The sequence below is a fragment of the Pseudomonas asturiensis genome (assembly GCF_900143095.1).
GTDB classification, from domain to species: domain Bacteria; phylum Pseudomonadota; class Gammaproteobacteria; order Pseudomonadales; family Pseudomonadaceae; genus Aquipseudomonas; species Aquipseudomonas asturiensis.
Genome location: NZ_FRDA01000017.1, coordinates 62,355 through 79,115 on the forward strand (window position 1 = coordinate 62,355; position 16,761 = coordinate 79,115).

Sequence of the window (16,761 nt, forward strand, 5' to 3'; positions counted from 1 at the left end):
TTGAGCGACGGCTTCACGACAGGCAGTCTGAGTCTGAACTCACCCCAGTAATCCACCCGCCATGGCGCTGAGTATCACGACGCGCCATGGGGCTACCTTGCAGAGCAACGCGGCCAGCGCCAGTAGGGCCAGGACGATGTCTTGAGGCCCTTCAATGGCGCTGGTCCAGACCGGGCGATACAGGGCGGCAAGCAACACCCCGACCACTGCCGCATTGATCCCGAAGCAGGCCGCCTGGATGCGGCGGTTATGTTGAAGCCGGTTCCAGAAAGGCAAGGCACCTGCCACCAGCAGAAAAGAGGGCGCGAAAATCGCCAGCAGGGCGATCAATGCCCCCGTCCAGGCAGTGGGTGGCACCGACATTGACGCCCCTAGATACGCCGCAAACGTGAACAGTGGGCCTGGTACAGCCTGGGCCGCACCGTATCCGACGAGAAAGGTTTCATGACTGACCCACCCACTGGGGACGACTTCATTCTGCAGCAGAGGGAGTACGACGTGGCCGCCGCCGAAAACCAGCGAGCCGACGCGATAAAAGCTTTCGATCAGTGCCAGGGTCTGGCTGGGGAATAGCGTGCTGAGCAGTGGCAAACCCAGCAGAAGCGAGACGAACGCGATCAGCCAGCCAGCGCCTGCTTCAAGGCTGATGGGCGTCGGTAAATGATCGGCATTCAGGGGTAAGCCGGGCCTGAACAAGAGCATACCCACGAGACCTGCAACGGCGATGACGGCGATCTGTGTCCATGCCAGTGGCACCAGCAGCACCACGCTGGCTGCGATGAGTGCCAAGGCGATTTTTGATAGAGTGGTGCAATGCTGGCGGGCCATGCCATACACCGCGTGTGCAACAACGGCGACGGCCACGATCTTCAGACCCTGCAAAATGCCTTCAGGCACAAGCGCATGGTCGTTCGTCACGCCCAGCGCCAGCAGCGTGAGGATGATCGCAGAGGGCAATGTAAACCCGCACCATGCGGCCAGCGCTCCGCGATAGCCACCCCGTGAAAGGCCCAGCGCCATGCCCACCTGACTGCTCGCCGGCCCCGGAAGAAACTGACATAAGGCAACCAGACTGGCGTAGCTGCGATCATTCAGCCACGCCCGTCGTATCACGAACTCTTCGCGAAAATAAGCCAGATGCGCGACCGGCCCACCGAAGCTGGTCAGGCCAAGGCGCAGGAACACAAGGAAGATCGACCAGGCGCTACGGGAGTCTTCGGCAGGCATGACTAAACGTCGATTCGATGTCGGAACCTGGATCATGACGGGTCCGCCCGGCGAAAACAAAGTCTGTGACGCGCGAGTGTTCACCGCTCGCGCAGTGCCTCGGCCCTGGCCTTGAGCACGGGCTTGAGCAGGTAATCCATCACGCTTTTCTCGCCCGTGATGATGTCTACCGTGGCGATCATGCCGGGGATGATCAGCAGCGGTTTGCTGGCGCTGCCCAAGTGGTTGCTGTCGGTGCGCACCTGGATCAGGTAGAAGCTGTTGTCCTTGTCGTCGGTGATGGTGTCGGCGCCGATCAGCTCCAGCCGCGCCGGCAGGCCGCCGTAAAGCGTGTAGTCGTAGGCGCTGAACTTGACCATGGCTTTCTGGCCTGGGTGCAGGAAGGCCACGTCCTGAGGGCGCACTTTCGCTTCGATCAGCAGGTTGTCTTCCAGCGGCACGATTTCCAGCAGATCACTGCCGGGCTGGACCACACCGCCGATGGTGTTGACGTTAAGCGTCTTGACGATGCCGCGCACCGGCGACATCACAGTCGTGCGACTCATGCGGTCATCGATGGCGATGCGGCCAGCGCTGATTCTGGCCAGGTCGTTGCGCTTTTCGTTGAGCTCGCGGGCAGCGTCGGCGCGAAACGCCAGTTCCGATTCCTGTACCCGGCTCCTGATTTCACTGATCGCCGCCTCGGCCCTCGGAATGGCCAGTGTATTGGCGTTCATCGAGCCCCGAATCTCCACAGCGCTGCGCTTGAGGCGCAGGATTTCCACGGGCGATACAGCGCCTGAGCCGACCAGGGGAACTGACATGTCCAACTCTTGCTGAACCAGCCCCAGGCTGTTGCGAAACTGCTCTTGCCTGGAGCGAGCCTCGGCCAGCTCCTGAGTCTTCTGGCGCAGTTGCTCATTGAGTGTGCGCTGCTCGCTGGCCAGTCGCCGTTGGCGGGATTGATACAGCGCCTGCTCGTCGGCGGCCACCTGTGGTGCGCTGGAAGTCACGTCGGCGGGCAGTGTCAGCGCGCGACCTTCGGCTTCGGCAGCCAGCCGCTCCACTTGCGCGGTCAGGGTCAGGCGGTCCACCTCGCTTTCACCGCGGCTGGACATGAAGCGCGTGTCATCCAGGCGCAGCAAGGTGTCGCCTTTGCTCACCACCTGACCTTCACGCACGAAAATCTCGCTCACGATCCCACCTTCCAGGTTCTGAATGACTTGCACCTTGCTCGATGGAATAGCCTTGCCTTCACCGGTGGTGACTTCTTCAAGCACCGCGAACCGGGCCCAGAGCAGGGCGGTCAGCAGCAGTGCGGCGGCAATCCACACGGTCAGGCTCATAGCGCGTGAGGAGTGCTCGGCCAGCGCGGCATAGCGATAGGGCAGAAAGGCGTGTTCAGCGTGACGGCTACCGGGTGTGCTCATGGACCATCCTCCTTCAAACCGGCGCCGGGCCGGTCTGGCCCTTGCGCAGTGCGTCGATAACAGCGTCCTTGGGACCGTCGGCAATCAGTCGGCCGTTCTCCAGCACCAGCAGACGGTCGACCAGCGTCAGCATCGACGGGCGATGGGTGATCAGCAGTAGGGTCTTGCCAGGGATCAGCCGATGCAGGTGCTGGCGCAGGTGTTCTTCGCTGGCGTTGTCCATGTGGCTGGTGGGTTCGTCGAGCAGCAGGATGGGCGGGTCCAGCAACAGCGCGCGGGCCAGCAGCACGCTTTGACGTTGCCCGCCGGAAAGTAACTGGCCGCGCTCGCCCACGGGCCTTTCGAAGCCGCGAGGATGACGCAGCGCCAGGTCGTCGACACCGGTCATGCGTGCGACTTCCAGCATCCGTGTGTCGCTGACCTGCCGTGCGCCCAGGGTCAGGTTGTCGCGCAGACTGCCTGCCAGCAGCGACAGGTCATGGGCCACGTAACCGATCTGTTGGCGCAGTTCGCTGAGGTCCAGCTGTTGCAGGTCCAGATTGTCCAGCAGCACCTGGCCCTCGTCCGGCGTATGAAAGCCCATCAGCAATCGCGCCAGGGTGCTTTTGCCTGAGCCGCTGCGGCCAATGATGCCGACACGTTCTCCCGGCTCCAGGCTGAAGCGGATGCCGTTCAGTGCTGCCGCACCCGCTGGCTCGTAGGCAAACCTTAGGTTGCTGGCGCTCACAGCGCCCTTGAGGGGCGGCGTTTGCAACGGGCGTGCGCAGGCATCGTGCTCTTGAGGAAGTGCCATCAATGCATCGGTGCTTTTCATCGTCAATTGTGCCTGTTGATAACGGGTGATCAGGCCTGCGACTTGCCCCAGTGGCGCAAGCACTCGACTGCCCAGCATATAAGTCGCCACCAGTGCGCCGACGCTCAGGTGACCGCCAATAATGCTGTAAACCCCGGCCACCAGCGTGGCCATGCCACAGAACTGCTGCACGAACAGCGTGCCGTTGCTGGCCAGCGCCGCAAGGTGTCGGGCGTGGCTGTCCAGGCGCGTCAGGGCGGCGTGGGTGCTTTCCCACTGATGCTGGCGCTCGCCCTGAGCGTTACAGGCTTTGAGCGTTTCCAGCCCACCGAGGGTTTCGATCAGCAGGGCCTGCCGGGTGGCACCCAGGCTCAGGCTGGCCTGCACGGTGTCACGCAGACGCGCTTGGATTGCCCAGGCAAAGGCGATGGTCAGCGGAAAGGCCAGCAGCGGAATCAGCACCAGCCAGCCGCCCAGCAGGCCGATGACCACCAGCATCAGCAGTGCGAAGGGCAGGTCGATCAGGCTGGTCAGGGTCACGGCGGTCAGAAACTCGCGCAGCCCCTGAAAGTCATGAATGCTCTGGGCGAAGCCGCCGATGGTCGCCGGACGTGCCTTGAGGTTCATGCCGACGATGCGCTCGAACAGCGTTGCGGACAGAATCAGGTCGGTCTTGCTGCCCGCCTGATCCAGCAGCCGGGCGCGAATCAGGCGCAGGCCCATTTCGAACAGGGTGCCAATCAATAGACCGATGGCCAGTACCCACAAGGTTGCCGTGGCTTGATTGGGCACCACACGGTCGTAGGTTTGCATGACAAACAGCGGCACCATCAGGCCGAGCACGTTGATGAGCAGGCTGGCGAGAATCGCGTCGCCGTACAGCCTGCGGGAACGTTTTACGGTGTCGCGAAACCAGGACGTCACTCGCGGCAGCAAAGGCGAGCGCAGTTGTTCCAGTTCATGGCGCGGGCTGGCGAACAGCGCCTGGCCAGTGTAGTGCTGCGCCAACTGGTCAGGCTCGATCCACTGTTCGCCGCCCTGGTTTTCCGAAGGCAGTATCAGCAGACGCCCGGTTTCATCCCGACGCACCAGCACTGCGCAACGCTGGTCGTTCAGCAACAGCAGCACGGGCAGGTTCAATGAGTCGATGTGATTCAGGCTGCGCCGCAGCCAGCGCGCCTGCAAACCCGCCCGGGCGGCGGCCCGTGGCACCAGCGATGGTTCCAGCCGCTGGTTGTGGAGCGGCAGACCGGCACTCAGGCTGCTGCGACTGTGGGTGCTGCCATGCAGTTGGCAGAGCAGCAGCAGGCCGTCGAGCAGCGGGTCGTCGACATCGGTGAACGATGCCTCATGAGTGACGGCGTCAGGCCTATGCAGACTGTTCAAGGGCGTGCTCCCTGCCATGGATTATTTAAGTGCGGGCAGGCGGGCATCGCTCTGCACCTCGGTCAGCGCTAGCGCTTCGGCGGGCAGCACTACACGCTGTTTGCGCAGCAGTTCACCTTCGCTGGCCAGCACCCGGTACATGGCCAGTTCTTCGGTGTAGCGCACCTCGGTGTAGCGGCGGCTGGCGTTGTACAGCTCGTTCTCGCTGTCCAGCAGGTCAAGCAGGCTGCGCTGGCCCAGGCCGAACTGGTCCTGGTAGGCGGTGCGTACGCGTGTGGTCGATTGAACGTAGTCATGGGCAATCGGTGTCTGTTGGCGGGCGTTGCTCATGGCATTCCAGGCCAGTGACATGTTTTCGTTGAGCATGCGCAGGGCGTTGTTGCGAATGTCCAGCGCCTGGCCGGCCTTGTGCGCGTTGGAGCGCATGCGCGCCGTGTCGCGGTTGCCGTTGAACAGGTTGTAATTCATCACCACGGCAGCACGCCATTGGTTGTCGTGGCCGCGTTCGCCTTGCAGGTTATCGTTGGCCCCGACCGCCAGTTCGGCGTCGAAGCGTGGATAGAACGGTGCCTTGGCGATTTCGTACTGCTTTTCGGCCGCCTGCACATCGGCCTGCGCCGACTTCAGATAAGGGTTGTTAAGCAACATGCTCTGCTGGGCATCGCTCAGGCTCAGCGGCACTTCGCCCTTGATCGACGGGGGTGTTTCCAGCTCGTCCGGCAATCGTCCCACAGCGCTCTGGAAGCTGGTTTCGGCGTCTGCCAGATCGACCTGGGCGGTGTAATAGTTGTTCTGCGCCAGCGCCCGGCGTGCCAATGACTGATCGCGGTCGGCGAGGCTGCTGACGCCGCGCTCGCTGCGCAGGCTGATCTGGTCGTTGATGCGCAGGTGCGCTTGCAGGTTGTTTCTTGCCAGCGTCAGCAGTTCGCGGCGCTTGAGCACTTCCAGGTACACCTCGACAGCGCGCAGGGCCAGGCTTTGCGAGGTGCCTTGCACGTAATACGCCCGTGAGTTGACCACTGCCTGGGTGCGGCCGACTTCGTTGGGGGTGTTGAACCCATCGAACAGCAATTGACGCAGGCGCAGCTCCGACTGGGTGTAGGTCAGGGCATCAGTGTTATGCCCGTAAAGTGCGCGGGTGCCAGGGCTGTCGCTCTTTTGTCTGCCGTAGGCGGCGATGGCGTCGACCACCGGCAGATAACCGCCTCTGGCCACGTTCAGTTCCTCGTCGGCTGACAAGCGTTCATGCTTGCCCGCCTGCACTTCGGGGTGAGTGTCGAGGGTGCTTTGAATGGCTTCGGTCAATGAGATGGCTTGCGCTTGCGCACAGGCCACCGCCAGGACAACAGCACTGTAAAGCGGAGTTAAATCGCGCATGAGGCACTTCTCCCTGAAGTGGTTCTAGGTCGCCATAAAAATGACGCGTTGTGTGGTGTCAGCCGTATCAGGCGTGTAACAACACAGCTAAGAACAACTTTGAGAAAACCTCAGACGCTTTTTTCATAAGTCTTATGCCAAAAAATACTTTTGCTATTTTCTCGTTTCAAGCGATGGTTGCGTGCCTGAGATCAGATATTTCAAGTGTTTATGAGGGCTGAAAGGCAAGGTCGTAAGGGTCGGCGGAATATTGTCAACGCTGTAGACGTCCCTTGGCTGGCCCTGGCCTCCATGTACTCATGAAGTGTCGATATTTTGGCGATCATTATTTTTCAGCACCGAGGTGTTACACGCGTACAGCAGTCGAACGTGTTGCCGGGCAGTGACAGCGCTGATCATCACGACAGTGGAGAAGCTTATGGCGAACGTTATCGGGACAGTGTTGAGGGTAGCGAGCGATGTGTTCGCCGTGGCAGATGACGGCTCGAGGAGAAATCTCAGCGTAGGGGACCGGGTGTTTGTCGGCGAACAGGTGCAGGCCGGACCTGAAGGTGGCATTGCCATCAGGCTTGAGAGCGGCCGCGAACTGACCTTGGGGCGCGACAGCCGTGTACTGCTTGAGGGTTCATTGCTCGAAGGCCAGGCCCCTCACGTGGAAACCCTCGACCCGCTGACCCCGACGCTCGGCGTGGTGACGATCAGCGATCCCGAGTCTGTGAGTGAGCCTGCCAGTGATGCGGATGGCGGCGGGCACACCGTCGTCATGCTCAGTGAGGCGGGGGGCGAGGTCCTGCCGGTGATCGGCTTTGCGACTGAAGGGTTGGTCATGACGCCGATCTTTCCTGAAGTCCCCGACGACTTTGCGCGCGGTAGAGGCTTTGGGGGCACACCGCCTGAGCAGGTGACCCCGCCGTTACCCGAGCTGCCCATTGTTGAGCCGCCTGTCATCGAGCCTCCGGTGATTGAGCCACCGATCACAGAACCGCCCGTCACCGAGCCGCCTGTGCAGCCGCCGATTGAGCCGCCTGTCGAGCCGCCCGTCGAGCCTCCGGCGGATCACTGCGTGAGTGTGTCGGGCAGTCAACTGACGCTCAATGAAGCCAACCTGTGTGGCGGCTCCGACCCTGATCCGGCCGCATTGACCCAGCATGGAAGCTTCATCGTCACGGCCGTTGATGGTTTGCAGAGTCTGGTGGTGGGGGGTATCGAAATCATCAGGGCCGGTGTGGTGATGGACTTCTCGCAGCCTGCGCCGACGGCGTTGGGCAACAGCCTGAGCATCACCGGCTACGATCCGGTCAGTGGTCAGGTCAGTTACAGCTACACCTTGCTCAATCCGCTGGCTCATCCCGACGGCGAGGGCGCCAACGCACTGGGCGAGCGGATCGAGGTGGTGGCGGTCGATAGCGATGGCGATATCGGAACCGCGCAACTGGCGATCAGCATTGTGGACGACCAGCCGCAGGCGTCGGATATCGAACTGACGATCACGCCTGCGCCGCTTGACTCGAACCTGCTGCTGGTCATCGATAACTCGGAAAGCATGAACGGTGCGTCAGGGGTCGATGGTCTGTCGCGTCTGGACCTGGCCAAACAGGCGATCAATCAATTGCTGGATCAGTACGCAGCCATGGGCGATGTGCGGGTGCAGGTGGTCACCTTTAACAGTCAGGCCGACGTTCTCAGCCCTGTGTGGGTCGATGTGGCGACCGCCCTCGCGATGGTCGATTCGCTGGAGGCGGGCAATGGCACCGACTACGATGCGGCGCTGGCGGGTGCGCAGAGTGCGTTTCTGGGGGCGGGCAGTCTGAGCGGTGCGCAGAATCTGGTGTACTTTCTGTCCGACGGCAACCCTACGTTGTCGCCCGGGCATTCCGACCCTAACGGCCAGCCTGACCCAGGCCAGGGCGACGGTATCGATGCGGCCGAACAAGCGGCGTGGACGGCTTTTCTCGACAGCCATGGCATCAAGTCATTCGCCATTGGCGTGGGGCGCGAGGTTGAGCACAGCTACCTGGATCCCATCGCCCATGATGGGCAAACCGGCACCGACACTCGCTCGGTGATTGTTCTGGAACCGCGTGAATTGAGCGCAGTGCTCAGCGGCATGGTTCAAGGCAGCACCGAAGGCAGTCTGCTGACGGGCGGCACGTTCGGTGCCGACGGTGGCTTCGTCAGGGGGTTGATGGTCGACGGGCAGGCGTACACCTACGACCGCAGCGGGCAGGGCAGTGTCAGTGGCGGCCTGGGACAAGCACTCTTTGACAGCGCCGCTCGTACCCTGACGTTGACGACCCAGGCCGGTGGCACGCTGGTGGTGAACATGGAGAGTGGCGCATTCAGCTACACGCCAGGCAGTGCCCAAACGCCTGCGACAGAGTCCATTGGCTACCTGCTCAGTGATCATGATGGTGACCTCTCGGCGGCGACGCTCTCTATCAATGTGCAGCCATCGGCGTCCACGCCCGCTCCCCAGGCGTTTGCCGATCACATCATCACCAGCATCCTGGCGCCGAGCATCGAGGTGCCTGCCGCAGCGTTGCTGGCCAACGATCATTCCCCTGGCGGTGATCCACTGAGTGCGAGCCCGACTGTTTTCCAAACCGGCTGGACTGACGCAGGCGCAGACTTTTCCTCTGCGCGGTTGAACACGATTCAGTTCGGCGGGCAGGCAGATGTGTCGGAAAATCGAGTCAAGGACCTGCAGCGTTCCGACTTTCACATCACGCATGCGGCGACCGCAACCTTGCTGCTCAGTGGCTATCTCGGTGCCTGGCAAGGTGACACATTCAATCATCAGGATTTGTACAGCGTTGAACTGAAGGCGGGTGAGGCGCTGACGATCGATACCCGGCAGCTCTCGGATCAGGTCGGGCTGGCGTGGCAGATGGACGACGGCGAATTCCACAGTCTGGCGGCGGATGGATCGTTCACTGCCAGCGAAGACAATGTCTATCGCCTGATCCTGATTCACCAGCCTGATCCGGGCGTCGCCAATGAAGGGCTGGATTATCAGTTGGGCCTGAGCATCGATTATCGTCAGACCAATACCACCCCGGATTACCAAGGCAGTTATACCGTTGAAGACGCGCATGGCGGTCGCGACTCGGCTGCGGTCAGCATCGATTTCCAGCACGGCCCCTCCTTGATCGGGACGCAGGGCGATGATGTGTTGCTGGCAGCGAGTGGCAATGACCGCCTGAGCGGCGGCAACGGCAACGATGTGTTGATCGGCGGGCCGGGCGATGACGTGCTGACCGGCGGCGAAGGACAGGACAGGTTCATGTGGCTGGCGGGCGACACGGGGCATGACCGTGTGACGGACTTCAGCGTCGGCGTCGATACCCTCGACCTGTCGCAACTCTTGCAGGGCATGGGGGCTCGTGCCGAGACACTGGAAGATTTTCTGCACGTGCGTGTCAATGGCGTCGGCACACAGCCGGTCTCGACCATTGAAGTCGGCCTGGATGCCGGGCACCCGAGCCAGAGCATAGAGCTGGCCGGCGTCGATCTGGCCGCGCAGTTCGGCGTCGCACCCGGTGCCGGTGGCTGGATAGCAGGCGGTCCAGACACCGCGACCATCATCAACGGCATGTTGGGGGATCATTCATTGAAGGCGGATGTGGTGTAGTGGCCCGGTTCAGGCACAGCGCTGTATCGCGGCAAACCCGCGAGTGCGGACGGCGGTTATTCAGTCAGTTACGCTGTGTTTCTGCTCACGAAAGCGCGCTCAGTCGGTGGAGGTGTTGAGGTTTACCACGCCCCAGCATCTCAACCCCGACGCAACGTCTTCTGCCTGAGAATATAAACCGTCACCAGCACTGCACTGAGCAACATGAAGCCACGTGCCCAAGGCAGGGGAACCAGATAGCAGGACAGGCCGATGCTGGCCCACATGGTGCCAATCGCGTAAACCTTGCCCTTCAAGGGAATGCCGCGACCTTCCAGGTAATCCCGGATCCACGGACCGAGCCGTTTGTGGTTGACCAGCCAGTTGTAGAAACGAGGGGAGCTGCGAGCGAAACACGCGGCAGCCAACAGCAGAAAGGGGGTGGTGGGCAATACCGGCAGCACAATCCCGATGACGCCCAGTGCCACGCTCAGCCAGCCAACGGCCAGCAAAAAGTAGCGCACCGACCGATGACGGCTGGTGCGCGATGACGCCTGCGCCATAGGCGCGGACTCAGTGATGGCGGGGCTTGAGGATCGCCGGCTTTTCGTCCGGGGCCTGACACAGCAGGTACAGGGCGGTAAGGGCCTCGGGGATCTGCACGATCATGTCGTCCATCAGGTTGGCGTCCTGAGCGATATCGGAGAACTCCGGTTGCTCGTCGAACAGGCCTGAGCCGACCATAATCGGCAGCAGCATTTCGCTGACTTCTTCCTCGGCGCTTTCGAACCAAGCGTTTTCACGCAGGAACACGCCTTCCATGAAGCCGATGCACCAGCCACGCAGGTCCGAATCGTCCGGGTCATCGCCCAGATCCAGATCGCAAGGCAGTTCGAACTCTTCGTCCGACGCCAGTTGACGGGAGATATGCGCCTGCAGCGCAACCAGCGTGGCTTCGATTTCCACACGCTGTGCGTCGCTCGCGTAGTGCGGCGGCTCGGAGAACAGGGCGTCGATCCACTCGCGCTCCGGTACTTGCTCGGAACAGATAGACAGGGCGGTCAGGTAGCCATGAGCGGCCACGTAGTCCAGTGCTTCTTCGTGCAGTTCATCTGCATCGAGGAAGACTTGCAGGCGGGTTAGTTGCTCAGCGAAGGACATGGACGCACTACCTTGAAAATAAACGATGCTGAATTCTAGGCCCTGAGCGTCTGTGGCGCCAGCGCGAAGGCCCAATGCAGTTAATTTCGACCACTCATGTCCCAGTCATCCTTTGCCTGTGAGTGCTCGGGTATACTCCCCCGTTTTGCAGTGCAGCAGGACAATCTGGGGTTTTTATGCTCGAACAGGCACAACGCGTACTTAAAGACATCTTCGGCTACGACAGCTTCCGTGGTCGCCAGGGTGCCATTATCGAACGTGTAGCCAACGGCGGCGATGCACTGGTGCTGATGCCTACTGGCGGCGGCAAGTCCCTGTGTTTTCAAGTGCCCGGCCTGTTGCGCGACGGTCTGTGCGTCGTGGTTTCGCCGCTGATCGCCTTGATGGACGATCAGGTGGCGACCCTTGATGAGCTGGGCGTTTCTGCGGCCGCGCTCAACTCCACGCTCAGCGCCGAGCAGCAGCGCGACCTGGCCAACCGGATTCGCCAGGGCGAAGTCAAAATGCTGTACCTGGCGCCGGAACGTCTCGTCCAGCCGCGCATGCTGTCCTTTCTGCAGAACCTCGATATCGCGCTGTTCGCCATCGACGAAGCGCATTGCGTTTCTCAATGGGGCCACGATTTCCGGCCTGAATACCTGCAACTGGGGCAACTGGCCGAGTTGTTCCCTAGCGTGCCGCGCATCGCGCTGACCGCCACCGCCGACAAGCGGACCCGGGAAGAAATCGTCACGCGCCTGCACCTGCAGAGTGCGGAGCGCTTCCTGTCCAGCTTCGACCGGCCCAACATCTTTTATCGCATCGTGCCCAAGGAATCGCCACGCAAGCAGTTGCTGGCATTCCTGTCCGAGCGTCGCAGCGATGCTGGTATCGTTTACTGCCTGTCGCGCAAAAAAGTCGACGAAGTGGCGGTTTTCCTCAGTGAAAACGGCTATCCGGCGTTGCCGTACCACGCAGGCCTGCCTTCGGAAACCCGTGCGGCGAACCAGAAACGCTTCCTTAATGAGGAAGGCTTGATCATGGTCGCGACCATCGCGTTCGGCATGGGTATCGACAAACCCAACGTACGTTTCGTCGCGCACATGGACCTGCCCAAGTCGCTGGAAGCCTACTATCAGGAAACCGGCCGGGCAGGGCGCGACGGTCTGCCTGCCGATGCCTGGATGGCCTACGGCCTGCAGGACGTGCTGATGCTCAAGCAGATGCTGCAGAATTCCGAAGGCGATGAGCGGCACAAGCGACTGGAGCACCACAAGCTCGACGCCATGCTGGCGTTGTGCGAAGAAACCCGTTGCCGTCGCCAGACGTTGCTGGCCTATTTCGACGAAGACATGCCCAACCCGTGCGGCCATTGCGACAATTGCGTCGATGGCGTGCAGACCTGGGACGCCACCGAGCCTGCTCGCCAGGCATTGTCAGCCATTTACCGCACCGGTCAGCGCTACGGCGTCGGGCATCTGGTTGATGTCCTGCTCGGCAAGTCCAACGACAAGGTCGAAAGCTTCGGTCATCAACACCTGTCGGTGTTCGGGGTCGGGAAGGCGCGCTCTGAAAGTGAATGGCGCTCATTGTTCCGGCAACTGGTCGCGCGCGGGCTGGCAGATATCGACCTGGAAGGTTATGGCGGTCTGCGTTTGAGCGACACCTGTCGGCCACTGTTGCGCGGTGAGGTCACCCTTGAGTTGCGTCGCGATCTCAAGCCGCAGACCTCCGCCAAGAGTCATTCCGGCAGCCCCGCCAGCCAACTGGTGCGGGGCGAGGAGCGTGAGCAGTGGGAAGCCCTGCGCGCATTGCGCCGCAAGCTGGCAGAAGAACACGCCGTACCGCCTTACGTTATTTTCCCGGACTCGACCTTGCTGGAAATGCTGCGCAGCAAACCGGGCTCGATGGCCGAAATGGCCAGGGTCGGTGGTGTGGGCGCACGCAAGCTGGAGCGTTACGGCGAGGCCTTTCTGGAGGTGCTCAGCGGCAAGGCCGAAGCGCCCCGCGTGGTTGCCGACATCCGTCACGAACTGATCAGCCTGGCGCATGCCGGCATGACCCCGACGCAGATCGCCGGCCAGTTGCAGTGTTCGGAGAAGAATGTCTACACCTTGCTTGCCGAAGCCATCGGCAAACAGCAGTTGTCCGTCGAGCAGGCGCTCGATCTTCCGGAAGACCTGCTGGGCGAGATTCAGGATGCGTTTCTGGATGGAGAGGGTGAGTTGCCACCCGTCTCGGCGGTCGCCGAGCAGTTCGTCGGCCGTGTGCCTGAAGGTGTGCTGTACTGCGTGCGGGCAGCCCTGCAATCCGAATTTGAGGTATAAGGGCCTGCGACGAGACGCCACGGTCGGGCGCTTGCCTGTTTGCAAGGAGCATGCTTAGCTCGCTAATAGTTAGTTTTGATCACGAGTTCCTTATGCCAATGACTGATGAACATCGCTTCGGGATGCAACTTGCGCATATTTCCCGAGGCTGGCGAGCCGAGCTGGACCGTCGTCTTGCCGACCTGGGGCTGTCCCAGGCCCGGTGGTTGGTGTTATTGCACCTTGCCCGTTTCGAAGAGCCGCCCACCCAACGCGAGCTGGCGCAAAGCGTCGGTGTCGAAGGACCGACCCTTGCCAGGCTGCTCGACAGTCTTGAAGGTCAGGGCCTGGTGCAGCGTCAGGCGGTCGTCGAAGACCGTCGGGCGAAGAAAATCCTGCTCTGTGATAGCGCCTTGCCGCTGATCGAGCAAATCGAAACCATTGCCAACGTTTTGCGCATCGAACTCTTCGAAGGCGTGAACGAAGAAGACCTGCGCGTGAGCATGCGCGTGCACTCGCGAATTCTGGCCAATCTCGAAAGATCCTGAGACGAGCCTGCGGGTTCTACTCCATACTCTTGCAAGGAATAATCAAGTTCATCGGGATAGGTGAGAAGCCTGCTGTGGTTTCCATAAGGGTTAGCATGCTGAAGAGTTCTCTGGCAGGTATCGAGCGTACCGGCGACACGTGCCGCAACGTCGTCGGGCCTCGTTTATGCGCACGCTTCATGGCAGCGTCTGTCGTGGCCTCGACACTGCTGTATTCATCGTTGGCGTCGGCGTTGGGGCTTGGAGAAATCACCCTGCATTCGGCGCTCAACCAGCCATTGAATGCCGAAATCCAGCTGCTGGAAACCGATGGCCTGAGCCCCGAGGATATCGTGGCCAGGCTGGCCTCCCCCGAGGCGTTTGCCAAGGCAGGCGTCGAACGAGGCTTCTTCCTCAACGACCTGCGTTTCACCCCGGTCCTGCGTGGCGGACGTGGCGTGATCCGGGTGGTTTCAAACAAGCCGGTGACCGAACCCTACCTGAGTTTCCTGGTGCAACTGGCCCGGCCCAACGGCGATCTGTTGCACGAGTACACCGTGCTGCTCGACCCTGCGACTTCACCTGAAGGACTGGCCGCAACCCGCAGCCGTAACTCGCAGCGCTCGGCCTCTGCCGCGACGCCTGAGTCGCGCATGCCCGTCGCGCCACCAGCTGCTGTGCAGGGCAAACGTTACACCGTGGCCAGCGGCGACACCCTCAACGGCATTGCCGGTCGGTTGCAGGGGCCAGGCAGCAAGGTGTCGGCCAGCCAGTTGGCTGACGGTATCCGTCTGCTCAACCCGCAGGTCTTCAGCAAGGGCGCCAGTTCCGGGCTCAGCATTGGCCAGGATTTGCTGCTGCCTGATTCGGCTGTATTGCCCAGTCCCGCCGCGCCCGCTGCCAGTTCGGCAGCGCCTGCTCCCCGGTCTGCCGAGCTTGCAAAGACCGCCGAGCAAGTAAGTGCTGCGACACTTCAGACCCAGCAATTGGCGCAATCAGTCGAGGACCTCAAGACCCAGGCCCAGGCGCTTCAAGAACAGATCATCGGCAAGGACAAGCAGATCGCAGCCCTGCGCGCCGACCTGCTCCAGGCTCAGTCGAAACCGCAACCCGTTGCTGCGGCACCTGCGCCTGCATCCACGCCCGCGCAGACGCCGGTGCCGGTCGCTTCGCAACCGGTGGCCGTGACGGCTGACGAGCCTTTTGTCAGCGTGCCGGTTCTGCTGGCTGCCTTGCTTATCGTCTTGCTGCTCCTTGCGTTTGCCTACACCAGACGACGTCAGCAGCGTGATCAGTCTGCAGCGCCTGCCGCTGCGCCGGACGACCCCCTGATCAAGCCTGCGCAGAGCACCATTCTTCCGGTTTACGAAGTGCCGACGGTTGCGCCGCAGCCAGTGGCCACGCCTGGTCCGATCAAAGCAGCGTCGTCGCAGCGAATGGCGGGCACGACGCCTGACGCGCTGGACGGTGTCAGCATCTATATCGCTTACGGGCGGTTCAGTGAGGCCATTGGTATCTTGCGCAGCGCGTCGCAAAAGCAGCCCGAACGGGAAGACATCCGCGTCAGGCTGCTTGAGTTGCTGGCCGAACAGAACGACAGCGACGGTTTTGCCCGTGAAGAAGCGTCGGCCCTGGAGCACGGTGTATCGCCCCAGACCATTGAGGTGATCCGCGACCGATACCCTCATTTAAAGAGCCAGGAAACGATAGCCGCTTCAGCCGCTGTATCAGCTGTGGTCGCAGCTTCCGCGCTGTCGCTGGGCAAGAGCGACGCCGTGTCAGGCCAACCTGCCACGCCCGGGCCTGCCGAGCAGCAAATCGAGCAACTGGACGAGACCACCGCAGCAGCGCTCAACCCGGAACCTTCCGACGAGTTTCAGTTGAATCTGGACGAGCTTTCGATGGATGCCGAGTGGGATCTGGTTGACCCGTTCGACTCGCCGCCCGTCCGGACCAAGCCTGTCGTAGCGCCTGAAGTTGATCCGGAGTTTTCTTCTGACCTGAATCAACTGCCGGAAGTATTCGAGCTGTCCGATGAGCAATTCCTCAGCGACTTCTCCGAGACGGATGAGATTGATCCGATTGAGGTGGTCCCGCCGTCGGGTGGCGAGGACCTGAGCGACGATTTCCTCGACAGCTTCATGAGCGACGATTCGGACTTCGATTTGCTGGATCTTGAAGAGCCGCCGTTGAGCCCGATCAATCAGGCTCAGGTGTTGATTGACGAAGGCGAGATCGAATCTGCCAGGGCGATGTTGCTGCAGGTCATTGCCGAGTCAGACGAAGAGCACAAAGACCTGGCGCGGGAACTGCTGGCGAGCATCAACTGACAGGCAGATAGAACGGTGTGAGAAACGCCTCGATGCCAGGCATCAGCGCCAGCCCTTTCGCGAGCAAGCTCGCTCCCACGAAGGCTCTTTCATTCAGCACGTTATGTTTGTCTGGCGGGAGCGAATTCTCTCCCGCCAGGCTGTGAGGCGTAGGTGTCGCTCAGTGCTTGCTGCCTTGCGTCGACATGGTCAGGAACTGCTTTTCCTGGTTCCAGTCGAACGGTTCGTCGTTCTCTTGCGCCTCGTAGCGGCGTTCTTCGAGTGCCTGATAGAGAGCGATTTCGTCGTCCGGCATGAAGTGCAGGCAGTCGCCTGCGAAGAACCACAGCAGGTCGCGCGGCACCAGATGGGCAATCTGCGGGTAGCGCTGGATCACCTGACACAGGATGTCCTGGCCCAGGTACTGGCTTTCGATAGGGTCCTGCGGCAATAGCTCGACCAGCTCGTCGAAGCGCTCCATGAACAGCGCATGGCTTTCCTCGGGAACCTGCTCGGCCTCGCCCAGCGCGACCAGAATACTGCGCAGGTGCGCAAGCAGACCGAGAGTGTGGTCGAGTGTGGCGTCGGCCATGATGTAATCCTCAAATGCAAAAACAGGCGCGAGAGTATAAAGCTCTGCGCGCCTGTTTTGTGGATCAACTGACCTGCTGGGGCCA

At 61.5% G+C, this 16,761-nt stretch carries 11 protein-coding genes; 4 read left to right on the forward strand and 7 right to left on the reverse strand.

Annotation, left to right across the window (positions count from 1 at the left end; all coding sequences use genetic code 11):
• Positions 1-39: 39 nt before the first annotated feature.
• From chrA to BUB69_RS23355, 4 genes are all read right to left on the reverse strand, one after another.
• A complete protein-coding gene (chrA, locus tag BUB69_RS23340) occupies positions 40-1,227 on the reverse strand; it encodes a chromate efflux transporter (protein ID WP_073171193.1) in 1,188 nt (395 codons plus the stop codon).
• A gap of 80 nt (positions 1,228-1,307) precedes the next feature.
• A complete protein-coding gene (locus BUB69_RS23345) occupies positions 1,308-2,636 on the reverse strand; it encodes an HlyD family type I secretion periplasmic adaptor subunit (protein ID WP_073171197.1) in 1,329 nt (442 codons plus the stop codon).
• A 13-nt stretch (positions 2,637-2,649) separates the two neighbouring features.
• On the reverse strand, positions 2,650-4,806 hold the full coding sequence (locus tag BUB69_RS23350; protein WP_073171373.1) for a type I secretion system permease/ATPase: 2,157 nt from the start codon (positions 4,804-4,806) through the stop codon (positions 2,650-2,652).
• A 30-nt stretch (positions 4,807-4,836) separates the two neighbouring features.
• Positions 4,837-6,192 carry a TolC family outer membrane protein gene (locus BUB69_RS23355; protein ID WP_073171200.1) on the reverse strand — a complete coding sequence of 452 codons (1,356 nt, stop codon included), beginning with the start codon at positions 6,190-6,192 and terminating at the stop codon, positions 4,837-4,839.
• Positions 6,193-6,610: 418 nt separating this feature from the next.
• Here BUB69_RS23355 and BUB69_RS23360 point away from each other — a divergent pair, with 418 nt between their 5' ends.
• A complete protein-coding gene (locus BUB69_RS23360; protein WP_073171203.1) occupies positions 6,611-9,823 on the forward strand; it encodes a VWA domain-containing protein in 3,213 nt (1,070 codons plus the stop codon).
• A 140-nt stretch (positions 9,824-9,963) separates the two neighbouring features.
• Here the strand turns inward: BUB69_RS23360 and BUB69_RS23365 are convergent, their stop codons facing one another.
• On the reverse strand, positions 9,964-10,365 hold the full coding sequence (locus BUB69_RS23365) for a YbaN family protein (protein WP_073171206.1): 402 nt from the start codon (positions 10,363-10,365) through the stop codon (positions 9,964-9,966).
• 10 nt (positions 10,366-10,375) lie between these two features.
• A complete protein-coding gene (locus BUB69_RS23370; protein WP_024685248.1) occupies positions 10,376-10,963 on the reverse strand; it encodes a UPF0149 family protein in 588 nt (195 codons plus the stop codon).
• A gap of 176 nt (positions 10,964-11,139) precedes the next feature.
• Here BUB69_RS23370 and recQ point away from each other — a divergent pair, with 176 nt between their 5' ends.
• From recQ to BUB69_RS23385, 3 genes are all read left to right on the forward strand, one after another.
• The gene (gene recQ, locus BUB69_RS23375; RefSeq protein WP_073171210.1) at positions 11,140-13,269 is read left to right on the forward strand and encodes a DNA helicase RecQ; all 2,130 of its coding nucleotides are present in this window, start codon (positions 11,140-11,142) and stop codon (positions 13,267-13,269) included.
• Positions 13,270-13,361: 92 nt separating this feature from the next.
• Positions 13,362-13,796 carry a MarR family transcriptional regulator gene (locus BUB69_RS23380; RefSeq protein ID WP_073171223.1) on the forward strand — a complete coding sequence of 145 codons (435 nt, stop codon included), beginning with the start codon at positions 13,362-13,364 and terminating at the stop codon, positions 13,794-13,796.
• Between the two features lie 95 nt (positions 13,797-13,891).
• Positions 13,892-16,105 carry a FimV/HubP family polar landmark protein gene (locus tag BUB69_RS23385; RefSeq protein WP_073171226.1) on the forward strand — a complete coding sequence of 738 codons (2,214 nt, stop codon included), beginning with the start codon at positions 13,892-13,894 and terminating at the stop codon, positions 16,103-16,105.
• Positions 16,106-16,265: 160 nt separating this feature from the next.
• Here BUB69_RS23385 and BUB69_RS23390 read toward each other — a convergent pair whose 3' ends face one another.
• Complete coding sequence (locus BUB69_RS23390; protein ID WP_073171229.1) at positions 16,266-16,676, reverse strand: PA2817 family protein; 411 nt, start codon at positions 16,674-16,676, stop codon at positions 16,266-16,268.
• Positions 16,677-16,761 lie beyond the last annotated feature (85 nt).

Bases quoted from the DNA above. Each gene is read 5' to 3' on its own strand.
- chrA (WP_073171193.1), bottom strand. From the start codon at position 1,227: ATGCCTGCCGAAGACTCCCGTAGCGCCTGGTCGATCTTCCTTGTGTTC.
- BUB69_RS23345 (WP_073171197.1), bottom strand. From the start codon at position 2,636: ATGAGCACACCCGGTAGCCGTCACGCTGAACACGCCTTTCTGCCCTAT.
- BUB69_RS23355 (WP_073171200.1), bottom strand. From the start codon at position 6,192: ATGCGCGATTTAACTCCGCTTTACAGTGCTGTTGTCCTGGCGGTGGCC.
- BUB69_RS23360 (WP_073171203.1), top strand. From the start codon at position 6,611: ATGGCGAACGTTATCGGGACAGTGTTGAGGGTAGCGAGCGATGTGTTC.
- BUB69_RS23365 (WP_073171206.1), bottom strand. From the start codon at position 10,365: ATGGCGCAGGCGTCATCGCGCACCAGCCGTCATCGGTCGGTGCGCTAC.
- BUB69_RS23370 (WP_024685248.1), bottom strand. From the start codon at position 10,963: ATGTCCTTCGCTGAGCAACTAACCCGCCTGCAAGTCTTCCTCGATGCA.
- recQ (WP_073171210.1), top strand. From the start codon at position 11,140: ATGCTCGAACAGGCACAACGCGTACTTAAAGACATCTTCGGCTACGAC.
- BUB69_RS23380 (WP_073171223.1), top strand. From the start codon at position 13,362: ATGCCAATGACTGATGAACATCGCTTCGGGATGCAACTTGCGCATATT.
- BUB69_RS23385 (WP_073171226.1), top strand. From the start codon at position 13,892: ATGCTGAAGAGTTCTCTGGCAGGTATCGAGCGTACCGGCGACACGTGC.
- BUB69_RS23390 (WP_073171229.1), bottom strand. From the start codon at position 16,676: ATGGCCGACGCCACACTCGACCACACTCTCGGTCTGCTTGCGCACCTG.